Raw genomic sequence first — 23251 nt, 5'->3', positions numbered from 1 at the left:
CCCGTTTGCGGGATCAGGATCCCAGCTGTTTTTCCTTGATCTCCGCCAGCGTCTTGCAGTCGATGCAGAGCGTGGCGGTGGGGCGGGCTTCCAGACGGCGAATGCCGATCTCGACGCCGCAGGAATCGCACCAGCCGTATTCGTTGTCTTCGATCAGCTGCAGCGTCTCGTCGATCTTCTTGATCAGCTTGCGCTCGCGATCACGGGCGCGCAGTTCCAGGCTGAACTCTTCTTCCTGGCTGGCGCGGTCGGCCGGATCGGGGAAGTTGGCCGCTTCGTCCTGCATGTGATGCACGGTACGATCGACTTCCTCCATCAGCTCCTGCTTCCACTTGTTGAGGATGGCGGTGAAGTGAGCGCGCATCTTGTCGCTCATGTATTCCTCGCCCTTGGTTTCCTTATAGGGCTCAAAGGCGCGGACCAGTTGATTGCTTGTAGGTGTAGTTTTAGTAATGGGCATGGATGAACGCCTCTCGCTATGTCCATTGCGCAGGATGATGAGTCCCTCTGCCGACCCGTGCCGGCCCTGCGGCTGCAAGCGGGCGAACTTACCAGATCGTATCGGGGTGCGCTACTCCTCGATAGGACGGTGGCTGCGGTGTGACAGGGACCTTCGGTAGAATTCACGTTTTGTACTCATAGGGAAGGTCAGATGACCTCGTCTTATAGCGCTCGTAGTCGCGCAATCGAACCCTTTCACGTCATGGCGCTGCTGTCGCGAGCCAATGAATTGCAGGCGCTGGGACGTGACGTCATTCACCTGGAAATAGGCGAACCGGACTTCACCACCGCTGCGCCCATCGTCGCCGCCGGACAGGCCGCACTGGCCGCCGGACACACGCGCTACACCGCGGCCCGAGGGCTGCCTCGGCTCAGGGAGGCGATCGCGCGGTTCTACGAGCAACGCTATCAGGCTTCTATTGACCCCGAACGCGTGCTGATTACTCCCGGCGGTTCCGGCGCCTTGTTGCTGGCCAGCAGCCTGCTGGTCGATCCGGGCAAGCATTGGCTGCTGGCGGACCCCGGCTATCCCTGCAATCGGCACTTTCTGCGGCTGATCGAGGGCGCCGCGCAACTGGTGCCGGTAGGCCCGGAGGTGCGCTATCAGCTCAATGCCGACCTGGTCGAACGACACTGGGACCGCGATTGCGTCGGCGCCCTGGTCGCCTCGCCCGCCAACCCCACCGGTACGGTGCTGAGCCGTGACGAGCTGGCCGAACTGTCCGGCGCGCTGAAAGCCCGTGGCGGCCATCTGGTCGTGGACGAGATCTATCACGGCCTGACCTACGGCTGCGACGCCGCCAGCGTGCTGGAGGTCGATGACGATGCCTTCGTGCTCAACAGCTTCTCCAAGTACTTCGGCATGACCGGCTGGCGCCTGGGCTGGTTGGTGGCGCCGGCCGATGCGGTGCCCGAGCTGGAAAAGCTGGCGCAGAACCTCTACATCAGTGCCCCGAGCATGGCCCAGCATGCGGCGCTGGCCTGTTTCGAGCCGGCCACGCTGGAAATCCTCGAGGCCCGCCGCGCCGAGTTCGCCCGCCGCCGCGATTTCCTGCTGCCGGCCTTGCGCGAGCTGGGCTTCAATATCGCCGTGGTGCCGGAAGGCGCTTTCTACCTTTACGCCGATATCAGCTCTTTCGGCGGCGATGCCTTCGCCTTTTGCCGGCACATGCTGGAAACCCAGTTCGTGGCCATCACCCCGGGGCTGGATTTTGGCCGTCACCAGGCCGGGCACCATGTACGTTTCGCCTATACCCAGGATCTGCCGCGCCTGGAACAGGCGGTCGAGCGTATCGCCCGTGGCCTGCAAAGCTGGCAAGGCTGATGCGCTTTTCCACACCGCTGGAGGCGGGCCGGCTGGTACGTCGCTACAAACGCTTTCTCGCCGATATCGTCAGCGACGCCGGCGAGGCACTGTGCATCCACTGCCCCAATACCGGCTCGATGCTCAACTGCATGGGCGAGGGCGCGCGCGTCTGGTTTCAGCGCAGCAACGATCCCAGGCGCAAGCTGCCGGGCACCTGGGAGCTGGTGGAAACCCCTCAGGGGCGCCTGGCCTGCGTAAATACCGCGCGGGCCAATCGCCTGGTGGAGGAGGCGCTGCTGGGTGGCGTGATCGAGGAGCTGGCGGGGTTCACCGCGCTCAGGCGCGAAGTGGCCTACGGTCTGGAGAACAGCCGGGTGGACTTTCGTCTGGACTATCCCGCAGGTCCGGCTTACGTCGAGGTGAAGAGCGTCACCCTGGGCTTCGGCGATACCGCGGTGGCGGCCTTTCCCGATGCGGTCACGCTACGCGGCGCGAAACATCTGCGCGAGCTGGCGGCACTGGCGCGCGATGGCGTCCGCGCGGTGCAGCTGTATTGCGTGAACCTGACCGGTATCGAGGCGGTGCGGCCGGCCAGCGAGATCGACCCGCTGTACGCCGCGGCATTGCGCGAGGCGGTGGCGGCGGGCGTCGAGGTGCTGGCCTATGGTGTGGAGATTTCGCCCGAGGAGATTCGTCTGTCCCGGCGGCTGCCGGTGATTCTCTGAATCGCCTCAGTCGTCGCTGGGTGTCACGCGCCAGATGACATCGCCCACGTCATCCGCCACCAGCAGCGCCCCCTGGCTGTCCACCACCACGCCGACCGGACGGCCCATGGCCTGCTCCTCGTTATCGACGAAACCGCTGAGAATGTCCTCGGCGGGTCCGTCCGGACGCCCATCCCTGAACGGCACGAAAACCACCTTGTAGCCACTGCGCGGCTTGCGGTTCCAGGAACCGTGCTGGCCGATGAGCGCGCCGTTGCGATAACGCTCCGGTAGCAGGTCGCCTTCGTAGAAGGCCAGGCCCATCGAGGACGTGTGTGCACCCAGGGCGTAATCGGGAACCAGGGCCTTGGCCACCAGATCCGGTCGCGGTGGTTCGGCGCGCGGGTCGACGTGCTGGCCGAAGTAGCTGTAGGGCCAGCCGTAGAAACCGCCATCCTGCACCGAGGTCATGTAGTCCGGAACCAGGTCGCTGCCGATCTCGTCGCGCTCGTTCACCGTGGTCCAGAGCTGGCCGCTGTCCGGTTGCCAGGCCAGGCCGTTGGGGTTGCGCAGGCCGGAGGCGAACAGGCGCAGGCGCTTGGCTTGCGGATTGACCTCGAGAATGGCCGCGCGATTTTCTTCGGCGGCCATGCCGTTCTCGCCGACGTTGCTGTTGGAGCCGCTGGTGACATAAAGTCGCGAGCCGTCGGGACTGGCGATCACGTTCTTGGTCCAGTGATGATTGATCGGCCCGGCCGGCAGGTCGACGACCTTCTCGCCCTTGGCATCGATTCGCGTGGCACCTTCCTCGTAGGGGAAGCGCAACACTGCGTCGGTGTTGGCGATGTACAGCTGATCGTCGACGAGCGCCATGCCGAACGGCGAGTTGAGCCCTTCGAGAAAAGTGGTGCGTACCTCGGGCGTACCGTCGCCATCCTCGTCGCGCAGCAGGGTGATGCGATTGGCGCTCTGGCCGCCCGAGCCGGCGCGGGCCATGACCTTCTTCATGACCCAGCCGCGAATGCCCCGGTTGCCCTCGGGCTTGGCCGGCGCATCGCTTTCGGCCACCAGCACGTCACCGTTGGGCAGCACGTGCAGCCAGCGCGGATGGTCGAGGTCGCGGGCGAACGCCTGGACCTGCAAGCCCGGCGCGGCAACGGGCCGGGTGCCGGCCGGCCAGCCGACGGCCTTGGCGATATTGACGGTCGGGATCAGGGTTCGGTTGGGCTCGACAAGCACCGGGCTCGGGCCATAACCCGAATCCACGGGTAGCTTGGCGGTTTCGCTGCAGCCGGCGACGCCGAGCAGGAGAATGCCGAGAGTCAGATGGGCATGGTGGTGCTGCATGGGCTGCTCCTGGTGATGATTGAATGGGTCAGGGCATTCGATCGGGGTCCGGATCTTTCCTGCGTTTGTGCGCAGCGGCTCTGGCGACGTGCCGTTCCAGGCGCGCCATCAGGCTGAATATCGCCAGCGCGAAGACGGTGGTCAGCACGGCCGTCGCCTCATGCCCCAACCCCGTTGCCACACCGATGGCCGCGGTCAGCCAGATGCCCGCCGCCGTGGTAAGGCCTTTCACATCGCGCGGCGAGTTGCCTTTGAGTATGGTGCCGGCACCGAGAAAGCCAATGCCGGTGATGATGCCCTGCATCACCCGGGAGACATCCGCCAGCGGCATACCGGCTTCCAGTGGCACCAGGACGAAGAGGGCGGCGCCGACCGAGACCAGCATATAGGTGCGCAGCCCGGCCGCCTTGCCCTTGTACTCGCGCTCATAGCCCAGCACACCGCCCAGCAGTGCCGCCAGTATCAGGCGCAGGGAAATACGGGTCGCATGCTCGAGATCAGGGAGGTCGGAAAACTCCGAGGCGATGGTGCCTGTAACGATGTCCCACCATTCCATGCCGATCTCCCCGTGGCGGGCTGGCCGCGTCTATCGATTGGAGTTCGGCGCGCCGAAGCAGTTCGGCTGCGGTACCAGGGTCTGTTGACGTTTCGGCGCGAGCCGCGTTGCTGCGTCAAATATCGCCAGGCCAGGCGCGGGACGCAGGCACCGGTGCGGCCGCGAGCGAAACGTCAACAGACCCTAAGGCACCACTTCGAAGCGCAGCATGCCGATCATCTGGCCGGCTTCGGTCACCACCCGCACGCGCCATTTGCCGACCGGTTGTTCGGGGAAGTTCTGCTTGTGGGTCCAGGCCCGATAACCGGCCTTTCTGCCGCCGCTGATATCGAGGGCGATACGGTCGACACGGCGCCCGTTGTGCACCCATTCGTGATAGATGCGCTCCTTGAGGCCACGTGGCGCATTGATGGCGGTGTAGGCGTAGAGGCCGTTGCCCCGCAGTTCGGCCTCGCTCACCTGGCGCAGGCGGTCGCCGGGCTGGCGCGAGGTGCCATCGAAGCTGGTGGTCACCGCGACATCGGCCAGCCACAACGTGGCGGGAGGTACCCAGGTACGGCCCATCCAGCCGGCGAACCCGACCGCGCAGGCCAGCAACAGCGCCCCGGTCAGGCTCCTCCAGTTCCATTCCGAGAAGAGTACGCCCAGGCTCGGCAGCGCCAGCAACAGCGCCACGCCCAGCGCCAGCTGGTAGCTTTGCGGCGTGGACAGATGAAGGATGATCGGCAGCGCCGTGAGCAGCACGGCAAACAGCGTCAGCGCGTGGAAGGCCAGGTACAACCAGCGCCGCGGCGTCAGCCATTTGTAGTACAGCGGATCGATCAGCGACACCAGCGCCGCGCCGCCGAGCAGTAGGGTGAACAGCGCCTGGCCGCTGTTCCAGGTGGTGGTGATGACGAAGAACGGAATGATGAAGAACAGGCTTTCCTGGTGGACCATCTGGGTGACGTAGCGCAACAGCGGTGGCGGCACCTTCCAGCCGAACCAGCGTTCCAGGCTGCGGCGCAAACTGTTTTCCAGCATCAGCCAGAGCCAGCTGGCCAGCATCACGAACGCCACCACCTTGGCCAGCCCGGCCTGGCGCTCCACCAGCAGGAAACTGGCGATGCCGGAGCAGAAACCGAACAGCGCGACCAGCCCCGGATACCGGTTGATCAGCCGGCTGGCAAGGGTGAAAACACGGCGGGCGGCATGGTTTACCGGCATGTGATTCTCGTGGGTTGACGGCACCGGGCGGGCATTATGCGCTTATTTCCGGCGAAGGCTCGTCGCTCAGGAACGAGTGGTCGGACAGCATGCGAGCGCCTGCTCGATGGCGGCGCGCACCTGATCGAAAGAACCGGCGGTGCGTGGGCTGAGCCGTACCAGCGGCAGGCCGATCGCCTCGCAGAGCTCGTCGAGGAAGGCATTGGCTTCCGACGCCTCTTCGATCTCCACCGCGCAGACCGGTGCCAGCTGTTGTCTGTCGCAGAGCAGGAAGTCGAAGCTTGCCGCGGAGATTCGGTTGGTGGCGTGATACCAGGTGCTGCGGCGGGGGATGGCTGTCACGTTCACCACGTCGGCGAGACGCACCTTGGTCAGGATCCGGAACTCCCCGCCAACCGCTTGCTCGAGCAGTTCCAGCTGCGCCCGTTCGCTCGGCGAGAAGAAGGGCTGTTTGAGCTGATAGGGCAAGCGGATGGCGGGCTGGCTGAATTGACGTTGCTTGATCAGGAACACCAGCGCGAAACAGGCGAAGGCCGCCAGCACCACGATCAGCAAGCTCATGCGGGTGTCCTGCCGAGGCCGGCCTGTTCGGCTGATATCCGGCGGCTCCGCAAAGGCGGGGAGTGCGTGACGTTGGGCATGGGCGTTCTCGACCGGCAGCAGGAGTGGCGCGTTCTCGTTGGACATATGCCGAGCGCGAAGTTCGATAGCGGCCGGATGAGGCCTGGCCAGTTATCCCCTATCGCTGTGCAGCGAGTTGTGGATAAGCTCTTAGCGAAACGGCGTAGGCCACTGGTTCCGACGCTTTCAGGCCATTGATCGATATTTGACCAAAGGCGGTATCAGCGTTGGCTGCAACAGGATTCAAGCAACTTTCTGCCTTTCGATGCGCGGTTATGCAAGGTTATCCCCGCTTGCTGTGGAGTGAACGGTGGATAACCCGTGTTTGAAGCGCTGGGTGGCGCTACAGCCGGGGCTCGCGAGAAACTGTTCGTTTTTTGCTCAACTCGGGCCGTAGCAGGCGCAGCAGCTGGCCGAAGCATAGTTGGCCAGAATGTTTTCAATCAGGAACGATACGTACATGGCGGTCTCCTTATCCACGATAGAGAGATGCTAGAGCGCCGTATCCCGCGGCGCTCTTGGTTTCTGACTATCGCTTCGATAGGCCGATCGAGAACCATTCTCGTACGCCTTGGTTATCCCCGTTTGCTGTGTGGCGTTCTGTGGATAAACGTTTGATGAAACCTCGAAAGCCAGGCGCGACGGGCATTTCGGATCGTTGATCAAAGAATGCTCATCGTTGTTCGTGATGAAAACTCTTCCATAATCAATGAGTTGAATTACACCTGCTTTGACAGTCCTTGGCAGTCGTTATCTTCGGCCTGGTCGATTATCTGTGGATAACTCTGTTGGTAAGTCGTGCAGAGGCCGAGATTCATTGGGGCGCCCGCTTGCTCGGCCCGTCCTGCTCAGTGGCGTATCATCCCTGGCTTTTATGCTGCGCCATTCATTGCCGGCTGTTTTGATTGTGGGTGGATGGAGCGGCGCGGACACTCAGGCCTTCATTCCAACAGGATCACGCAGGAGTCACGCATGACCGACAGCATCCGCTTCGAAGACAAGGTTGTAATAGTGACCGGCGCCGGTGGCGGCCTCGGCCGCGCCCATGCGCTGCTGTTCGCCCGTCATGGTGCCAAGGTGCTGGTCAATGACCTGGGCGGCAGCGCTCAGGGTGAAGGCGCCAGCAGCTCGGCGGCCGATCTGGTGGTCGAGCAGATCCGCCAGGCCGGCGGTACGGCGGTGGCCAACCACGACTCGGTCACCGACGGCGAGAAGATCGTGCAGCACGCGTTGGAAGCTTTCGGCCGTGTCGATGTGGTGGTGAATAACGCCGGCATCCTGCGCGACAAGAGCTTCCACAAGATGGAGGATGCCGATTGGGATCTGGTCTACCGGGTGCATGTCGAAGGCGCCTACAAGGTGACCCGCGCCGCCTGGCCGCACATGCGCGAGCAGGGGTATGGCCGGGTCATCTTCACGGCATCCACTTCGGGCATCTATGGCAACTTCGGTCAGTCCAACTACGGCATGGCCAAGCTGGGTCTCTACGGCCTGACGCGGACCTTGGCGCTGGAGGGACGCAAGAACAACATCCTGGTCAACGCCATCGCCCCCACCGGTGGCACGCGCATGACCGAGGGGCTGATTCCGCCGCAGATCTTCGAGCAGCTCAAGCCCGAGCTGGTCAGCCCGCTGGTGGTCTACCTGGCCAGCGAGCAGTGCCAGGAAACCTCCGGTCTGTTCGAGGTGGGCGGCGGCTGGATGGGCAAGGTCCGCTGGGAGCGCAGCCTGGGCATGGGCTTCGATCCCAAGGCCGGTTTCGACGCCGAAGACGTGGCTGCCAACTGGCAGCAGATCTGCAACTTCGAGAATGCCGCCCATCCGGCCGACAACCTGGAGGCGCTCCGGGAAATGATGGCCAACCTGCAGAAGCACACTGGCTGATCTTGAATACGCCGGGCCGCGTGGCCTGGCGTTCAGCTGGAAGGTTCGAGCCGGCCGGTGTCGCCTTCCATCGCGGGCGGTAGCAGTCGCAGGGCCATCGCCCGGGCCTGCGGCAGGTCGCGCACGTAATGCAGCTGGCCTTGCAGGCGCTGGATTCCGGCGCGGCGCAGTTTCAGCCGAATCCGCACGTTGCTGCCGCTGAGGATCAGCGCGATACCTCGTTTGCGGTAATCGAGCAGCACGTTTTCCAGCGCGGCCAGTGCGGTCATGTCCAGCAGCGGCACGCCACTGATATCGACGATCATCACCTTCACGTCGGGGTTGAAGCGCCGCAGCACGCTGAGGGCCTTCTCGGCCGCGCCGAAGAACAGCGGCCCGTGGATGGCGTAAGCCGCGACATGTTCGGGAAGGTCGCGGAGGATCTGCCGTTGGCTACGGGACAGCGCGGTGGTGTCGGTCAGCTCGCTCATGCGCTTGATGAACAGCCCGGCGGCCAGCAACAGGCCCACGCCCACCGCCAGCACCATGTCGAAGAGCACCGTCAGCGCCAGGCAGGTCAGCAGCACCAGCACGTCGCTGCGTGGTGCGATGCGCAGTGTCTTGAGCACGTGCGGGGCCTCGCTCATGTTCCACGCCACCATCAGCAGCAGCGCGGCGAGGGCCGCCATCGGCAGGTAGCTGAACAGCGGTGCCAGCCAGAGGATCGCTACCAGGACCACGCCGGCATGGATGATCGCAGCCAGCGGCGAGAAGGCACCGGCGCGAACGTTGGCGGCGCTGCGGGCAATGGCGGCGGTGGCGGTGATACCGCCGAACAGAGGGGCCACCAGATTGCCGAGGCCCTGGCCGAGTAGTTCGGCGTTGGGGTCATGGTTGCTGCCGGTCATGCCGTCTGCGACCACGGCGCAGAGCAGCGATTCGATGGCACCGAGCATGGCGATGGCGAACGCCGGGGCCAACAGCTGATGCAGGAGCTCGAACGAGAGTTGCAGTGGCTGGCCATCGGCACCGGGCAGTTGCCAGGGCCAGGCAAGGTCCGGAAGGAAGGGCGGAATGCCGGGATATGACTGGCCGCCGAATTGATAGCTGAAGCGTTCGCCAAGCGTGGCGACCTCCAGACCCGAGGCTTCCAGGCCCAGCGCCGCCAGGGCGCCGACCGTCAGCGCCACCAGGTGGGCCGGCACCCTGGGGACCCAGCGTGACCAGAGAATCAGCACCGCCAGGCAGAGTGCCGCGACCAGGGCATCGCCCAGATGGGCACCGGGCAATGCGCGCACCAGCACGGTGATCTGCTCGATGTAGTTTTGCGGTTGCGCGTCCAGCGTCAGGCCGAACACATCCTTGAGCTGGAGGGTGGCGATGACGATGCCGATGCCAGCGGTGAAGCCCAGGGTCACCGGGTAGGGCACGAAGGCGATCAGGCGCCCGGCGCGCAGCAACCCGAGGGCGATCAGGATCAGGCCGGCCAGCATGGTGCAGAGCAGCAACCCGCCGATGCCGAACTTCTGGGTGATGGGCAGCAGTATCACCACGAAGGCGGCCGTGGGGCCGGAAACGTTGAAGCGCGAGCCGCCGGTGAGGGCGATCAGCGGAGCGGCGATCAGCACCGTGTAGAGGCCGTGCTGGGGCGGCACGCCCACGGCGATCGCGAGCGCCATGGCGAGCGGGATGGCGATGATGCCAACGGTCAGGCCGGCGTTCACGTCGCCGCGCAGGGCCTGGCCGTTGTAACCCTGCCGCAGACTCTGGCGCCATGCGGCGAACAGGGGAGGAAGACGCATCCCGGACACTCCTTGTGCGCAAAGCGAGAGTATAAACCCTCTATTTGATGACAAGTGTCGGGATCCGAGCCCTATTGCCGTGGTTCATGCATACGACCTTGGTCGCAAGAGGGCCAGTTGCGTTGAGAGCTTCGGTCACGAGGAGTAAACTCCCGCCCCCGTAAGTCCAGGTTGGGCTGTGGAGCAGGTATGCGTAAAGAAAAGAAGCAGGTAATCGGTGAAGACATCGGCGATGACGCGATCAGGTTGTTTCTTCAGCCGGAGCCGACCGACGATACGCCGCCTTCGCTGCACAAGCTGATCAAGGCGTATCGTGGTTTGCGCGTCGATGATTTCGGGCGTTTCCTCGTCTTTTTCAAGGAAGCCGGCTACGACCTCGGCGCGACCGATGCCAAGGGGCAGGATTTCATCGCGCTGATCGCCGACCAGCGCCAGGCGCAGCCGTACATCGAGCTGGTTCGCGAGGCACGTGGCTGACAGGCTCACGCAGCAGCGCCAACAGATCCATCGAACAGGTATCCGAGTGGCTGGCCACTGACAGGCCGGCGCATTGATTTTCTCGCCTCGATCCATCCGTAGAGCCTCGGCACATCGCTCTGCTCCGGATGCCTCGGGGCGAGTGGGAGGAGGCCAAAAGCCGCCCTTCCGACAGCGGGCAGTCACCACGCAGGTGCCTGTCTTCGGGCACAAGCCCGAGCAGCGGATCATAGAAGCCATCCTCCGTTTCTATCCGCCTGGCTGGTGGTTCTACGCGATCGCGTACTGCGGTCGTGACAGTTTAATGCTGTGTTTCTGGAGAACGCGTTGATGACGCAACACGATAGTGAAGCAGTGGACATGGTGCTGGTGGGAGCCGGCATCATGAGTGCGACCCTGGCCGTACTGCTCAAGGAACTCGATCCCGACATCAAGCTGGAAATCGTCGAACTGCAGGAATCCGGAGCCGTCGAGAGTTCCAACCCGTGGAACAACGCCGGTACCGGCCACGCGGGGCTCTGCGAACTGAACTACACGCCGGACAACAAGAACGGCCCGATCGACATCAAGAAAGCCGTCACCATCAACACCCAGTTCGAGGTGTCCAAGCAGTTCTGGGCCTACCTGGCCGGTCGCGAAGGTTTCGGCAATCCGCGGGAGTTCCTCAATGCCGTCCCGCATCTGAGCTTCGTTCGTGGCAGCAAGAACATCGACTTCCTCAAGCGCCGTTTCGACGCGCTGAAGACCCATCACGCGTTCGAGGACATGGTCTACACCGAAGACCGCGCCACCATGGCGGAGTGGATGCCGCTGATGATGCCGGGGCGCGACGCCGACGAGCCGATCGCCGCCACCCGCGCGATGAACGGCACGGATGTCAACTTCGGTGAGCTGACTCGGCAGATGCTGGTCTATCTCGCGGCCAAGCCCGGCGTGAAGATGTCCTATTTCCAGAAGGTCACCGGTCTGCAGCGCAATGGCAAAGGCTGGCGCGTGGAAATCAAGAATACCCGCGACGGCAGCAGCCGCACGCTCGATGCCGGCTTCGTGTTCCTGGGTGCCGGTGGCGCGGCGCTGCCGTTGCTGCAGATGTCCGATATCGAGGAAGGCAAGGGGTTCGGTGGCTTCCCGGTCAGTGGTCAGTGGCTGCGTTGCGACAACCCGGAGATCGTCAAGCAGCATCAGGCCAAGGTGTACAGCCTGGCGGCCGTCGGTGCGCCGCCGATGTCGGTGCCGCATCTCGATACACGCGTGGTGAACGGCCAGAAATCGCTGCTGTTCGGACCGTACGCCGGCTTCACCACCAAGTTCCTGAAATACGGTTCGGCGCTGGATCTGCCCATGTCGATCCGCCCCTCCAACCTGCGCCCGATGCTGGCGGTGGCACGTGACAACATGGACCTGACGCGCTACCTGATCAAGGAAGTCATGCAGTCCATGGAGGACCGACTGAAGACCCTGCGTGGCTTCTATCCCGAAGCCAAGGCCGAAGACTGGCGCCTGGAAGTGGCCGGCCAGCGTGTGCAGATCATCAAGAAGGATCCCAAGAAGGGCGGCATCCTGCAGTTCGGTACCGAACTGGTGTCCGCCAAGGACGGTTCCATCGCGGCGCTGCTGGGGGCTTCTCCGGGTGCTTCGGTTACCGTCTCGATCATGCTGGACCTGATCGAGCGCTGCTTCCCCGAGCAAGCCAGGAGCGAGGCCTGGGCCAGCAAGCTCGGCGAGATTTTCCCTGCCCGGGAAAAGGTGCTGGAGACCGATGCCGTGGCCTATCGCGAGATCGTCGCGGTGGTCGATCGGAAACTGGGCCTGGCAGACTGAGATTCAGCCGCGACCTGTCCCCGAGCCGCCCTGCTTGTAACGAGCAGGGCGGCTTTTTCATTCAGGGTGTTCCTGCTTCAGCGTTGTAGGGCGCCCGGTATCGGTTTGCCGATCCAGTCCAGGCGTATCTCCGGTACCTCTATCCATTGCGCACTGCATGGCCGCTCGACGGCGGTCAACAGCATGCGGCAGCGGCGTTCTTCATCGAGCAGGGCAAAGTGGCGGCGCTTGGGCCGCTGAAAAAGACGGGTCCACGACGACATGGGCAGGCTCCGGATGGTTTGCACGCGTTATCGCAGCCTTTCGTTACGCTGTGATGACGACCGCCGGCCTGCCGACGGAGACGATGCGGGGCATCACTGTCGAGTGGTTGCGGTGCTGGTTATACTGCGTGTCATCCATCATCCCAACCTGGAGTAAACAGCATGCTGCAACGCCTGTTGTTCGGCCCTGTCGCTGTGTGTGTACTGGCCCTGGCGGGCTGCGCCCACAGCCCGCAACAACTCGATCCCTCGCCCAAGCTCACCAGCGAGATCAGCCCTGTCGGGCAAGGTCAGCCGGTGGTGGTGCGGGTCGTCGACGGACGTTCTTCGCCGACGCTGGGCACCCGCGGCGGACTCTATCCGGAAACCAGCGCGGTCTCGGTGCCGGGCGACAAGCTTTTGCCCAAGCTGCAGGCGCAGAGCGAAGCGGCGGTGCGCCTGCTCGGTTTCACGCCGTCGGCCAACGCCTATAACGCCCCGCAGCTGACCCTGACGCTGGCGGATCTGAAGTACCAGTCGCCGAAGGAAGGGCTCTACGTGACCGAGGCCAATATCGGCGCGACGTTCCGCGTCGAGGTTCAGAATGGCGGGCGGCGCTATACCGGGCGCTATGGCGCCACCCTCAATCAGCGTTTCGGCATGGCGCCCAACGAGCAGACCAACACCAAGCTGGTCAGCGATGTGCTGAGCGATGCGCTGACCCGCGTATTCAAGGACCAGAACATCGGTCAGCTACTGGCTGAGTGACCGGTCGCAAGACGCCTCCACAAAAAAACGCCCCGATCGGGGCGTTTTTTTTCATCCGGCCGGTGCGTTCAGCGCACGCCCGAGTTGCGCAGCGCCGCCGGTGTGTACTGGTGCGAGCTGGCTTCGTAGTTGTAGACGTAGGGGTTCTTCTCTTCGTTCTTCATGCCCATGACCAGGTAGCGTCCCGAAACCAGGTCATACAGGGTTTCCATGGCATAAAGCGGTACCTGCACGTCGTAGAAGTAGGTGCTGTGTGCCTCGGCAACCCGCCACAGCGAGCCGCGGCCATCGTAATGATCGATGATCGCCGCCTGCCAGGTATCCTCGTCGATGAAGAAGTTGCGTTTGGCATAGATATGCCGCTCGCCTTTCTTCAGCGTCGCCTCGACTTCCCATACGCGGTGCAACTCGTAACGGGTCAGGTCCTGGTTGATATGGCCAGCCTTGACGATGTCGTCATATTTCAGCTTCGGCGAATCCAGGCGGTAGGAGTTGTAGGGGATGTACAACTCCTTCTTGCCGACCAGTTTCCATTCGTAGCGATCCGGTGCGCCGTTGAACATGTCCAGATTGTCGGAAGTGCGCAGGCCGTCGGCAGCGGTGCCCGGACCATCGTAGGCGACCTGCGGCGCCCGACGCACACGGCGTTGTCCGGCGTTGTAGATCCACGCCATGCGCGGTTCCTTCACCTGGTCGAGGGTTTCATGCACCAGCAGCACGTTGCCCGCCAGGCGCGAGGGGTCGGTTACCTGCTGCTTGAAGTAGAACAGCACGTTGCCGTGTTTTTCCGGGTTGTAGTCGGTCAGGGAGTCGGTATAGACCACCTCGTCGACGAACTTCACCAGACTGTAGCTGCCATTGACCTGAGGGGTCGCCTGGGCGACTACGCGGCGAGCCGATCCGCCACGGTAGCGGGTGATGTGGTTCCAGACCGCTTCCAGGCCATCCTGCGGAATGGGGAAGGCGATGGCCGTGTCGAGATTTTCCAGGCCGTTGCCGCCGCGTACCAGCTTGGTCTGGGTGGCGTTGCGCTGCGCCGCGTCGTAGATGCGTTGCGGCATGGCGGCGCTGCGCCGGGTTTCGAAAACCGGCAACCGGTAGGTCTCCGGATAACGCTTGAGCATGGCGATCTGGCCCGGCGTCAGGTTGTCCTGATACTGCTCATAGTTCTGCGCGGTGATGGTGAACTTAGGCTGATCACCGGGATAGGGATCGCCGACGAAGCCGTCGGGCGTGATGGCGGCGGCATCGGTGGGCAGCCCGCCGGTCCACTCAGGGATGGTGCCGGCGGCGTTGCCGGCCTTCTCGGCGCCGACCGGCGTCAGGCTATTGCCCAGCTTGGCCGCCTCCGACTCGGAGACCGCCGCCATGGCGTGGCCTGTCATCAGCGCCGTTGCCAGCAATGAGAGTGTAAGTGCCCCCGTTTTCAACTTCTTCTTATTCATTTTTATATCCTGTCGATCCTGATAACTGTTGCCTTCAAGCCGTCACGAAAAGGCAGGCTCGAAAGTGGCGACTCCCGCTGACCGGATCAGTAGCGGACCGATAATGGCCCGGTAAGCGGCGCCAGTGACTCGCCTGCTCACGAGTTGCCTGTTTTACCGATTCCATGGCAGTCCCGCCTGCTTGCTCAATTCAGGCGCACGCTCTATTTCGGAGGTTCGGGTCAGGCAGAGGGTGAAGCCGAGCGGGACTATAAGTCAAGGTTGGGCCGCTGGCCTATCTCCATAAATGGCGTAAATACCGCAGGCCTTTCGAGCCGGGGTTCGCTCGGTCGGGGCGGCTTTGTGGTAGGGGCTGGAACGGTGAGTGAGCGGGGCGGCCCTAAGAAGGTTGCTCCGCTCGATGGGGCGCGCTGGTTTCAGGGCTCGAGCCCGGACTCCAGACGATACCGATTGCGCACCGGATTGGCATATTGCTGGATCAGGTAGGGCTGCTGCACGCTCGGGCAGGCGGCCAGGCGCTTGCTCCATTCGGCTTCGGCCCGGGCGATTTCCTCCTCGCTGAACAGCTCGGCAAGGCTGGGTATCGCCAGTTGCGGGTCGCGCTCGTCCCAGATCCGGTAGGCCAGGTAGTGCACCGGGAACAGGCGGTAGCTGCCGAGGATCTGCCGGTCCACCGCCGCGGCCAGTTGTTTGGCGTCGTCCGGAATCTCCTCGATCGGCCTGCCGAAGCTGATATGCACGCGCCCCTTGTAGCCGGTGATACCCAGGGCGATGCTGGTGTCGTCCTCGCCAGGCGCCTTGGTGTAGCTGCCGGTGGTAGCGCGGATATAGAGCTCGCGGGCCTTGGCCTGGTCGCAGGGGTCGTACTCGTAGCTGATCGATACCGGCGTGGGGCGCAGGGCGGTCAGGGTTTCGGCAAAAGACTCCTCGTCCTTGCGGCTCATGTGCAGCATCTTCAGGATGGCCGAGTCGGTTCGGTCATCACCGTCCTTGGCACGTCCTTCGGCCTGAGCGATCCACACCGATTCGCCATCGTTGCGGATCGAGTGGTTGATGTAGGCGGAGAGCACCTGGTACGCGGCGAGTTTCTCGCGCCGCCCGGTGAGCGAGCGGCGGACGATGAAGCTCTTGTTCAGGCGCATCAGGTCGCTGACGAAGGGGCGCTGCAGCAGGTTGTCGCCGATGGCGATACGCGGCGTGCGCATCCTGGCCTGGAACACCGCGTAGTTGACGAAGGCCGGATCCATGACGATGTCGCGGTGGTTGGCCAGAAACAGATAGGCGCTGCCGGGTTTGAGCTGGTCCAGCCCCGAGTAGGTGATGCCGTCGGTCGCGCGTTCGATGGTGCGGTCGAGGTAGAACTCGATGCGCTCCTGCAGTGTATCCACCGAATGGATGCCGGCGAACTCACCGTGCAGGCGCCGCGCGATGAGCGGCTTGAGCAGCCAACCCAGACTGCCGGCGAGGCGCGGAAAGCGAAACCGCGCAAGAATCTCCAGAAACTCCCGGTCGGCAAACAGCCGGGCCATGACGGCCGGGACTTCGGCGTCAGCGTATGGTCGGATGGCTTCGAATTCGTCCATCATGCTCTCTGTAAAGGAAACAACGAATACCCCTACCTGTTGAGGGGCGAAACTAGACGGCGATTATAGCGACAAGGAAATGCCGATGCTGGAAACGCAGCCATACCAATGTCCATACTGTGGTGAAGTGGTCGAAGCGCTGCTCGATCTGAGCGGTGGCGACCAGCAATACACCGAGGACTGTTCGGTCTGTTGCCGCCCGGTCGTGCTGGATCTGCGCACCGATGGCCGCGACTGGCAGCTCGAGGTATCGCGAGAGGATGATTAGGGTCTGTTGCCGTTTCGTCGCGAGCCGCGTTGCTGCGAGAAATGGCGCCAGGTTAGGCGTAGGACGCAGGCAATGGTTATTCCCTTGCCAAGTCCTATAACGACAGCTGGCGCCATTTCCCGCGCAACCCTTCGGGCCGGGCCTGTTTTTGCGCGAAGCGGCGTTATTCGTCGTTCATTTGGAATGACCAAACTTCTCTCCTCATGCCTTGCCTCGCGTAAAAACAGGCGCCGGCGCGGCCGCGGGCGAAATGGCAACAGACCCTAGCGCCGCTTCGCGGGGCGCATGGTCGAAGGGAGCTTGCGATGCAGCGCATCTATGAACCGCGGGACCTGCTCGAGGCCGAAATGCTCATCGGCATGCTGGCCGGTGAAGGCATCGAGGCGTTCCTGACCGGGCGCCACCTGATCGGCGCAGTCGGTGAGCTGCCCGTCAGTGGCCTGCTGGGAATGATGGTAGCGGACGAGGAGGCCGAGCGCGCACGGCTGCTCATCGATGAGTACAATGGCGCCCAGCCGCTGCCGGGCGACGAACCGGAAGGTTACCCGGGCGAGCTGATCTGCTAGTCGTACCGTCGTCCGCAAGCGACGCTTTCTCTTCATACCTTCCTTTTCTACGAGTCCCCGCCGATGTGTGGCCGCTACGCCTTGTTCCGCTGGAATCCCGAATTTGCTGCCTTGCCGGGATTTCCCGCCGATCAGCAACCGCACTGGAGCCTGGCCCCGGGCGCCTCGGTGCTGTTGATGCGCAAGGTCGAGGCGCAGTTGCAGCTGAGTCGTGCCCGCTGGGGACTCACCCCGGCCTGGCTCAACGATTTTACTCGTACACCGGCGCAGGCGCGTGCGGAAACCCTGGCCGAGCAGCCGATGTTCCGTGAGGCGTTCCGTCAGCGCCGGGGACTGCTTCCGGCCAATGGTTTCTATGAATGGCGCGGCACGGCGCGCAAGCGTCCGTTCTGGATGACCGCCGAAGGTTCGCTGACGCATTTCGCTGCCATCTGGGAAGCCTATCCCGTCGAGGGATACAGCTATCTCAGCGTGGCGGTGGTGACGCTGCCGGCGGCCAATCTGCGCCGTCCGCTGATTCTCGACGAGGCGGCGCAGGCCGCCTGGCTCGACCCCGATACGCCGGTAGCCGAGCTCCAGCCCCTGCTGATGCAGCCGCAACCGCTGCTGCGCGAGCGACCGTTGGCGACCTTCGTCAACGACCCCGCGCTGGATGGGCCGCAGTGCCTGACACCGGCCTGAGCCGGCAGCTCGCCTTCGCATCGGTCCCTGCGAGAAGTCGCTAGCAGTTTCGGTCGGCGCTGCACCAACCGGCCAGCGGGCACTGTTGCCCGGCTGTCGGGCTCGCTCTAGCATACGGCGCAGAATTCACTGGAGACGCGACATGTTCAAGCCGCATTCAATTACCCTGACCCTGGCTGTTTCACTGCTCGCCGGCTGTCAGGCGGTCAATACCACCAGCGGCGGTGCCGTGGGCGTCGAGCGCAAGCAGTACATGTTCAGCATGTTGTCCACCGAGCAGGTCAACCAGATGTACGCGCAGTCCTACCAGGAAACACTGAGCGAGGCTTCCAGCAAGGGTGTTCTGGAAAAGAGCAGCGCGATCGACAAGCGCGTGGATGCGATTGCCAAACGACTGATCGCCCAGGTATCGGTATTTCGTCCAGACGCCGCGCAGTGGAACTGGGAAGTCAACGTGATCGACAGCCCCGAGCTCAACGCCAACTGCGGTCCTGGCGGAAAGATCATCTTCTACACGGGCCTGATCGAGAAGCTGAAGCTGACCGATGACGAGATCGCCGCCGTGATGGGTCACGAGATCGCCCATGCCCTGCGCGAACACGGTCGCGAGGCGATGTCCAAGGCCTATGGTGTGCAGATGGCGACGCAGTTGGGCTCGGCCTTCGGGGTCGGCGACGGCAGCCTGCAATTGGCCAACATGGGCGTCGAATACCTGATGACGCTGCCCAACAGCCGCAGCAATGAAAACGAGGCCGACCTGATCGGTCTGGAGCTGGCTGCGCGGGCTGGCTACAACCCCAACGCGGCTGTCACGCTGTGGCAGAAGATGGGGGCGCAGGGTGGTTCGGCACCGCCGGAATTCATGAGCACCCACCCGTCCTCGGATAGCCGCACGGCAGCGCTCAAGGCGAATATCCCGAAAGTGATGCCGCTTTACGAAAAGGCTCGCCGCTGAGGAAGGGCCGCCGGTCGTTGTTCAGATCGGCGGCAGCGTGACCGGGAAAGCGCTTTCCATGCCCAACTGCTGGCGGGTGCTTTCCAGATCGAACAGCGTGTTGAGCTCCTCGATATCCCCGGCCGGATTGAACGTCCAGAGCGACATGGCCGCCACGGACAGGATCTTTCCGCTCGGCGGATAGCCGAAGACAGGTTCCACCAGGGTGCCGAACAGGGTGCTGCTGGTGATCACCTTGTCGCCATCGGCCAGGCATTCCTCGACTACCACCTCCAGGTCCGGCACGGCGCTACGAATCCGGCGGATGATCAGCGCGAAGCCGGCACTGTCGACCGTCTGCAGAATCAGCGAGCTCTTGTAGCGGAAGTACTTGCTTTGCAGCTGTTCGGCCAGCGCCAGGCGCCCCTTGCCCCAGCTCAGGTCGATGTGTTGATGGACCCTGCGCTTGCGTTCCTCTGGTGACATTCTGGCCGCTCCCGTGGGTGTCTGGCGTTGCGAGCCGCGTCGTAGGGTCTGTTGTCGTTTCGTCGCGAGCCGCGTTGCCGCGCCAAATAGCGCCAGGCAAGGCGCGGGACACAGGCAATGGCCTCGGCCGGCCGCGTCATTCCCTTGCCGAGTTCCGCAACGCCGCATGGCGCTATTTGCCGCGCAGCCCGAGGGGCCGGGCCTGTTTTTGCGCGACGCTGCGTTCCTCGTCGCTCATATGGAATGACCAAACTTCACTCCTCGCGCCTTGCTTCGCGCAAAAACAGGCTCCGGCGCGGCCGCGTACGAAACGGCAACAGACCCTAATCTCGCGAAGGGGCACTCTAGCAGCTCGCCGGGAGAGGAAATTTGCGCTGCGTATCAGACTGATGGCAGCGCGCTCAGGCTTATCGCTTCGTACACCGCGTAAATGGCCAGCGCCGCGAAGCCCAGGGCCGCGATGCGTCGGATCAGCGTCAGCGGCAGGCGGCCCGCAGCCAGGTTGCCGACCAGCACCACGGGGACGTTGGCGAGCAGCATGCCCACGGTGGTACCGAGGATGACCAGAACGAAGTCGGAATATTGCGCGGCGAGCATCACGGTGGCGATCTGCGTCTTGTCGCCCATTTCCGCCAGGAAGAAGGCGATCAGCGTGGCGAGAAAGGGTCCGAAGCGTCGCCCGCGCGAGGCTTCTTCCTCCTCGAGTTTGTCCGGCACCAGGGTCCACAGCGCCACGGCAGCGAAGGAGGCGGCCAGAATCCAGCTCAGGGTGACCGGCGACAGTGCCTGTGACACCCAGTTGCCGATGGCACCGGCGGCGGCGTGGTTGGCCAGGGTGGCGATGACGATGCCCCAGATGATCGGCCAGGGCCGCCGATAGCGCGCCGCCAGCAGCAAGGCGAGCAGTTGGGTCTTGTCGCCGATTTCGGCGAGGGCAACGATCAGGGTGGAGACGAAGAGCGGTTCCAACGAACATCCTTGAAGGGCGGGTCGACAATAAGAACACCATGACATGCAACGCCTGCCCGCCCTGGGTCAGGTGTACATGTCATGGGTCTTGTCAAACCGGCGCGGGCCGCACGAAGCGGGTCACGCAGGTCGCAGGCGCCATGGTCTGTGGACCAAGTATGTTGACGCGTGCCGGGTGAGCAGGGCGCTCACCGGAGACTACTCCCCCAGGACGGGGAGCGAGTTTGCCCAAGCGGCACTCGTTGTGCAACCGGTATCAGCCGCGTCGCGCACGATAGATACGAAAACCGTCGGCGTTCGCCAGTGTCTGGCAGTGGCCCAGGTGAGCCTCGATCAGCGGCGGATAGCGCAGGAATGCATTGGCCACCAGACGCATTTCACCGCCCGGCGACAGATGCTGCGCGGCCCGCTCGATCAGCGTTTCACTGGCCTGATAATGGGTATGTACGCCCTGGTGGAAAGGGGGATTGCTGATGATCGCGGCCAGTTGTCCCGGCGCCGCATCGATGCCGTCGCCGCTGATCACTTCAGCGTCCAGGCCATTGGCGGCCAGGGTCATGCGGCTGCTCCGCACGGCAAAGGCGTCGACATCCAGCATCACCACCTCGCTGTGCGGATAGCGGCGTTTCAGCACGGCGCCGATGATCCCGGCTCCGCAGCCGAAGTCCAGCAGGCGGCCATGGGGAATATCGTCGAGATGCTCCAGCAGCAACGCACTGCCGCGATCCAGCCGGCCATGGCTGAATACCCCCGGCAGGCTGATCACCTGCAACGGACCATCGGCGAGGTCCAGGCTGAACGGCTGGGCCAGCGCCTGCAGGTCCGGCGCTTTCGGCGCCTGGTTCACCTGGACCTGCCACAACTGGCAGTGACGGGCATTGTCCAGCTTGCGTGGCTGGCCGAACGCGGCAAGCTGCTTGGCGGCGCGCTCGATACCGGCACGTTTCTCGCCGACCAGATAGAGCGTGCCGCCGTGCAGACGTGCGGCCAGTGCGTTGAGCAGGTAATCGGTGAGTTCGCGGGATTTGGGCAGGAACAGCACTGCATGATCGAATTCGATCTCGGGCACCTCGGTGCCGTAGCTGTTGCGTCCGGCGAAGCGTGCCTGCAGCCTTTGCTGGTGGCCGGCGTGCCAATTCCAGGTGAGCGCCTCGGGCAACTGGCCGAGCAGGTCGTCGGCCGGTGGTCCGGCCAGCAGCACGCGCCCGGCGAAGAGTTCGCGCTGGCGCAGCAGCACCTCGCTTCGAGGATCCATGATGCCCTCCCAAAAAAGCCGATGAGCTTAGGGGCTGTTCCCGTTTCGGCGCAAGCCGCGAACGAAACGGGATGGGCGCCGACCGCCTTCGAGTCCGGTGAGGATGCCGCGGCTATCCGGGCCGGCGGTCGCGGAGCGCGTCAGTTCACCTGACGGCAGGGCTGGCCGGCGAAGAAGGCGCTGGCGTTCTCGGTCATCTGGCCGACGATACGCTGCCGCGCCTCGCGGCTGCCCCAGGCGCTGTGGGGGGTGACGATCAGGCGCGGTACGTCCGGCGCCAGCAGGGGGTTGTCGCTGGACGGTGGCTCGCTGGTCAGCACATCGGTGGCGGCACCGCCCAGATGGCCACGGCGCAGGGCGCTGGCCAGGGCCTGCTCGTCCACCAGCCCGCCGCGTGCGGTGTTGATGAGGAATGCCGAGGGTTTCATCAACTGCAGCTCGCGCTCGCCGATGAGGTTGCGCGTCTGCTCGGTCAGAGGGCAATGCAGGGTCAGCGCATCCACCTGGGGCAGCAGCTCGTCGAGGTCGAGGCGTTCGGGGCGCGCCGGTCGCCCCGGCAGGTTGCCGGTCAGCACGCGCATGCCGAAGGCTTCGGCCAGCCTGGCCACCGCACCGCCAAGCTCGCCATGGCCGAGTACGCCGAGGGTCTTGCCAGCCAGCTCGACGATGGGGAAGTCCAGCAGGCAGAATTGGCCGCTTTCCTGCCAGCGTCCACGGGCCACCGCGCCCTGGTAATCGGGCAGGCGCGTGGCCAGGGCGAGCAGCAGCATCAGGGTGTGCTGGGCGACCGTCGCCGTGCCGTAGGCCTGGCAGTTGCAGACGCTGACGCCCCGCTGGCGCGCCGCGGCAAGATCGATATTGTTGACGCCGGTAGCGGCGACCAGGACCAGTCGCAGGTCGGGGCATGCGCCGAATACCGCGTCGTCCAGCGCGATCTTGTTGACGATGGCGATCTGCGCGCCCTGCAGGCGTTCGACGATCTGCGCATCATCCGTTTGCGCATGGCAGGTCAGTTCGTCGAAGACCGACTGCAGCGGAGTCAGGTCGAGGTCACCCTGGTCGAGCGGGGCGAGGTCGAGAAATACGGCGCGGCGATTGGGCATGAACTTTACTCGTATGAGTCGGAGGGCGGACGATCCGCCCATGATGTGGAGTCGATGATGTACTGGATGGAATTTCTCACCGTGGCCCTCGTTCACCTGCTGGCGGTAGCCAGCCCCGGGCCGGATTTCGCACTGGTGGTGCGGGAAAGCGTGACCGCCGGTCAGCGCAATGGCAGCTGGACGGCTCTGGGCGTGGGCAGCGGTATTCTGCTGCACGTCGCCTATTCGTTGCTCGGAATCGGCCTGATCGTCTCGCAGTCGATCGTCTTGTTCAACCTCTTCAAGTGGCTGGCGGCCGCTTATCTGATCTATCTGGGCGTGCAGGCACTGCGTGCCAGGCCCGCGGTCGTGACGGATCTGGCGGCTGGCGCCCCGGTCGTGGCCAGATCCGCCCGTCGCGCGTTCGTCACCGGCTTCATCACCAACGGCCTGAATCCCAAGGCGACGCTGTTCTTCCTGTCGCTATTCACGGTGGTGATCGACCCTCATACGCCGCTCGTCGTCCAAGCCCTCTATGGGGTATATCTGACGTTCGCTACCACCCTGTGGTTCTGCCTGGTGGCCTGGCTGTTCAGCCGGGCGCGAGTACGAGCCGGTTTCGCACGCATGGGGCACTGGTTCGACCGGGTGACCGGTGCGGTACTGATCGGTCTCGGCGTGCGGTTGGCAGTGAGCGAAATCGCCTGACGCCGGAGCGGCACCGTCGGGCAGGAGTGCATCTCATAACACCAATAACAGGAAGCCCTT

Annotated in this window: 24 protein-coding genes and 1 riboswitch; of the genes, 11 read left to right on the top strand and 13 right to left on the bottom strand. The window is 63.9% G+C overall.

Annotated features, from left to right (window positions below):
• Positions 1 to 13 precede the first annotated feature (13 nt).
• Positions 14 to 460, bottom strand: coding sequence for an RNA polymerase-binding protein DksA (gene dksA / locus EA795_RS16375; RefSeq protein WP_014853895.1), 447 nt, complete (start codon positions 458 to 460; stop codon positions 14 to 16).
• A 192-nt stretch (positions 461 to 652) separates the two neighbouring features.
• On the opposite strand from dksA, the gene EA795_RS16370 reads away from it, so the two are divergent.
• Both EA795_RS16370 and sfsA read left to right on the top strand, forming a co-directional pair.
• On the top strand, positions 653 to 1825 hold the full coding sequence (locus EA795_RS16370; protein ID WP_058078747.1) for a pyridoxal phosphate-dependent aminotransferase: 1173 nt from the start codon (positions 653 to 655) through the stop codon (positions 1823 to 1825).
• A complete protein-coding gene (sfsA, locus tag EA795_RS16365; RefSeq protein WP_014853893.1) occupies positions 1825 to 2532 on the top strand; it encodes a DNA/RNA nuclease SfsA in 708 nt (235 codons plus the stop codon). Before EA795_RS16370 ends, sfsA begins: the two co-directional genes overlap by 1 nt.
• Before the next feature lie 6 nt (positions 2533 to 2538).
• Here the strand turns inward: sfsA and EA795_RS16360 are convergent, their stop codons facing one another.
• From EA795_RS16360 to EA795_RS16345, 4 genes are all read right to left on the bottom strand, one after another.
• The gene (locus EA795_RS16360) at positions 2539 to 3858 is read right to left on the bottom strand and encodes a PQQ-dependent sugar dehydrogenase (protein ID WP_122078426.1); all 1320 of its coding nucleotides are present in this window, start codon (positions 3856 to 3858) and stop codon (positions 2539 to 2541) included.
• Positions 3859 to 3886: 28 nt separating this feature from the next.
• Positions 3887 to 4414, bottom strand: coding sequence for an MgtC/SapB family protein (locus EA795_RS16355; protein WP_014853891.1), 528 nt, complete (start codon positions 4412 to 4414; stop codon positions 3887 to 3889).
• Between the two features lie 183 nt (positions 4415 to 4597).
• Positions 4598 to 5620 carry a DUF5924 family protein gene (locus EA795_RS16350; RefSeq protein ID WP_122078424.1) on the bottom strand — a complete coding sequence of 341 codons (1023 nt, stop codon included), beginning with the start codon at positions 5618 to 5620 and terminating at the stop codon, positions 4598 to 4600.
• A 66-nt stretch (positions 5621 to 5686) separates the two neighbouring features.
• A complete protein-coding gene (locus EA795_RS16345; protein ID WP_122078457.1) occupies positions 5687 to 6181 on the bottom strand; it encodes a DUF2726 domain-containing protein in 495 nt (164 codons plus the stop codon).
• 1032 nt (positions 6182 to 7213) lie between these two features.
• On the opposite strand from EA795_RS16345, the gene EA795_RS16340 reads away from it, so the two are divergent.
• Positions 7214 to 8125, top strand: coding sequence for an SDR family oxidoreductase (locus EA795_RS16340; protein WP_058078749.1), 912 nt, complete (start codon positions 7214 to 7216; stop codon positions 8123 to 8125).
• 32 nt (positions 8126 to 8157) lie between these two features.
• Here EA795_RS16340 and dauA read toward each other — a convergent pair whose 3' ends face one another.
• Positions 8158 to 9906: a C4-dicarboxylic acid transporter DauA gene (gene dauA / locus EA795_RS16335; RefSeq protein ID WP_122078422.1), complete on the bottom strand. Its 1749-nt coding sequence runs from the start codon at positions 9904 to 9906 to the stop codon at positions 8158 to 8160.
• A gap of 189 nt (positions 9907 to 10095) precedes the next feature.
• Here dauA and EA795_RS16330 point away from each other — a divergent pair, with 189 nt between their 5' ends.
• Both EA795_RS16330 and mqo read left to right on the top strand, forming a co-directional pair.
• Positions 10096 to 10383 carry a PA4642 family protein gene (locus tag EA795_RS16330; protein WP_058078751.1) on the top strand — a complete coding sequence of 96 codons (288 nt, stop codon included), beginning with the start codon at positions 10096 to 10098 and terminating at the stop codon, positions 10381 to 10383.
• Between the two features lie 309 nt (positions 10384 to 10692).
• On the top strand, positions 10693 to 12204 hold the full coding sequence (mqo, locus tag EA795_RS16325) for a malate dehydrogenase (quinone) (protein ID WP_083237780.1): 1512 nt from the start codon (positions 10693 to 10695) through the stop codon (positions 12202 to 12204).
• Between the two features lie 77 nt (positions 12205 to 12281).
• On the opposite strand, the gene EA795_RS16320 is transcribed toward mqo, so the two are convergent.
• On the bottom strand, positions 12282 to 12467 hold the full coding sequence (locus tag EA795_RS16320; protein ID WP_058078753.1) for a hypothetical protein: 186 nt from the start codon (positions 12465 to 12467) through the stop codon (positions 12282 to 12284).
• Between the two features lie 162 nt (positions 12468 to 12629).
• Here EA795_RS16320 and EA795_RS16315 point away from each other — a divergent pair, with 162 nt between their 5' ends.
• A complete protein-coding gene (locus tag EA795_RS16315; RefSeq protein ID WP_122078420.1) occupies positions 12630 to 13214 on the top strand; it encodes a YajG family lipoprotein in 585 nt (194 codons plus the stop codon).
• Between the two features lie 68 nt (positions 13215 to 13282).
• On the opposite strand, the gene EA795_RS16310 is transcribed toward EA795_RS16315, so the two are convergent.
• Both EA795_RS16310 and EA795_RS16305 read right to left on the bottom strand, forming a co-directional pair.
• On the bottom strand, positions 13283 to 14659 hold the full coding sequence (locus tag EA795_RS16310; RefSeq protein ID WP_043942655.1) for a DUF1329 domain-containing protein: 1377 nt from the start codon (positions 14657 to 14659) through the stop codon (positions 13283 to 13285).
• A gap of 416 nt (positions 14660 to 15075) precedes the next feature.
• The gene (locus EA795_RS16305; protein ID WP_122078418.1) at positions 15076 to 16245 is read right to left on the bottom strand and encodes a 1-acyl-sn-glycerol-3-phosphate acyltransferase; all 1170 of its coding nucleotides are present in this window, start codon (positions 16243 to 16245) and stop codon (positions 15076 to 15078) included.
• An 82-nt stretch (positions 16246 to 16327) separates the two neighbouring features.
• Here EA795_RS16305 and EA795_RS16300 point away from each other — a divergent pair, with 82 nt between their 5' ends.
• The 4 genes from EA795_RS16300 to EA795_RS16280 all read left to right on the top strand — a co-directional run bounded on the left by EA795_RS16300 (position 16328) and on the right by EA795_RS16280 (position 18712).
• Complete coding sequence (locus EA795_RS16300) at positions 16328 to 16510, top strand: CPXCG motif-containing cysteine-rich protein (protein ID WP_014853879.1); 183 nt, start codon at positions 16328 to 16330, stop codon at positions 16508 to 16510.
• A 305-nt stretch (positions 16511 to 16815) separates the two neighbouring features.
• Complete coding sequence (locus EA795_RS16290; RefSeq protein WP_122078416.1) at positions 16816 to 17076, top strand: putative signal transducing protein; 261 nt, start codon at positions 16816 to 16818, stop codon at positions 17074 to 17076.
• Between the two features lie 63 nt (positions 17077 to 17139).
• Entirely contained in the window at positions 17140 to 17757 is a 618-nt protein-coding gene (locus EA795_RS16285; RefSeq protein ID WP_122078414.1) for an SOS response-associated peptidase, read from the top strand.
• Positions 17758 to 17899: 142 nt separating this feature from the next.
• A complete protein-coding gene (locus tag EA795_RS16280; RefSeq protein ID WP_122078412.1) occupies positions 17900 to 18712 on the top strand; it encodes a M48 family metallopeptidase in 813 nt (270 codons plus the stop codon).
• Between the two features lie 21 nt (positions 18713 to 18733).
• On the opposite strand, the gene EA795_RS16275 is transcribed toward EA795_RS16280, so the two are convergent.
• From EA795_RS16275 to EA795_RS16260, 4 genes are all read right to left on the bottom strand, one after another.
• Positions 18734 to 19177: an ester cyclase gene (locus EA795_RS16275; protein WP_014853875.1), complete on the bottom strand. Its 444-nt coding sequence runs from the start codon at positions 19175 to 19177 to the stop codon at positions 18734 to 18736.
• A 381-nt stretch (positions 19178 to 19558) separates the two neighbouring features.
• On the bottom strand, positions 19559 to 20146 hold the full coding sequence (locus tag EA795_RS16270; RefSeq protein ID WP_122078410.1) for a TMEM165/GDT1 family protein: 588 nt from the start codon (positions 20144 to 20146) through the stop codon (positions 19559 to 19561).
• 93 nt (positions 20147 to 20239) lie between these two features.
• A riboswitch (yybP-ykoY riboswitch) is annotated at positions 20240 to 20365 on the bottom strand.
• A gap of 37 nt (positions 20366 to 20402) precedes the next feature.
• The gene (locus EA795_RS16265) at positions 20403 to 21401 is read right to left on the bottom strand and encodes a methyltransferase (RefSeq protein ID WP_058078758.1); all 999 of its coding nucleotides are present in this window, start codon (positions 21399 to 21401) and stop codon (positions 20403 to 20405) included.
• Between the two features lie 140 nt (positions 21402 to 21541).
• On the bottom strand, positions 21542 to 22504 hold the full coding sequence (locus tag EA795_RS16260) for a 2-hydroxyacid dehydrogenase (RefSeq protein ID WP_122078408.1): 963 nt from the start codon (positions 22502 to 22504) through the stop codon (positions 21542 to 21544).
• A gap of 57 nt (positions 22505 to 22561) precedes the next feature.
• On the opposite strand from EA795_RS16260, the gene EA795_RS16255 reads away from it, so the two are divergent.
• A complete protein-coding gene (locus EA795_RS16255; RefSeq protein WP_014853871.1) occupies positions 22562 to 23191 on the top strand; it encodes a LysE family transporter in 630 nt (209 codons plus the stop codon).
• Positions 23192 to 23251: the final 60 nt, after the last annotated feature.

Source organism: Stutzerimonas nitrititolerans (assembly GCF_003696285.1).
Lineage (GTDB): Bacteria > Pseudomonadota > Gammaproteobacteria > Pseudomonadales > Pseudomonadaceae > Stutzerimonas > Stutzerimonas nitrititolerans.
This window is presented reverse-complemented; position numbering and strand designations above follow the sequence as displayed.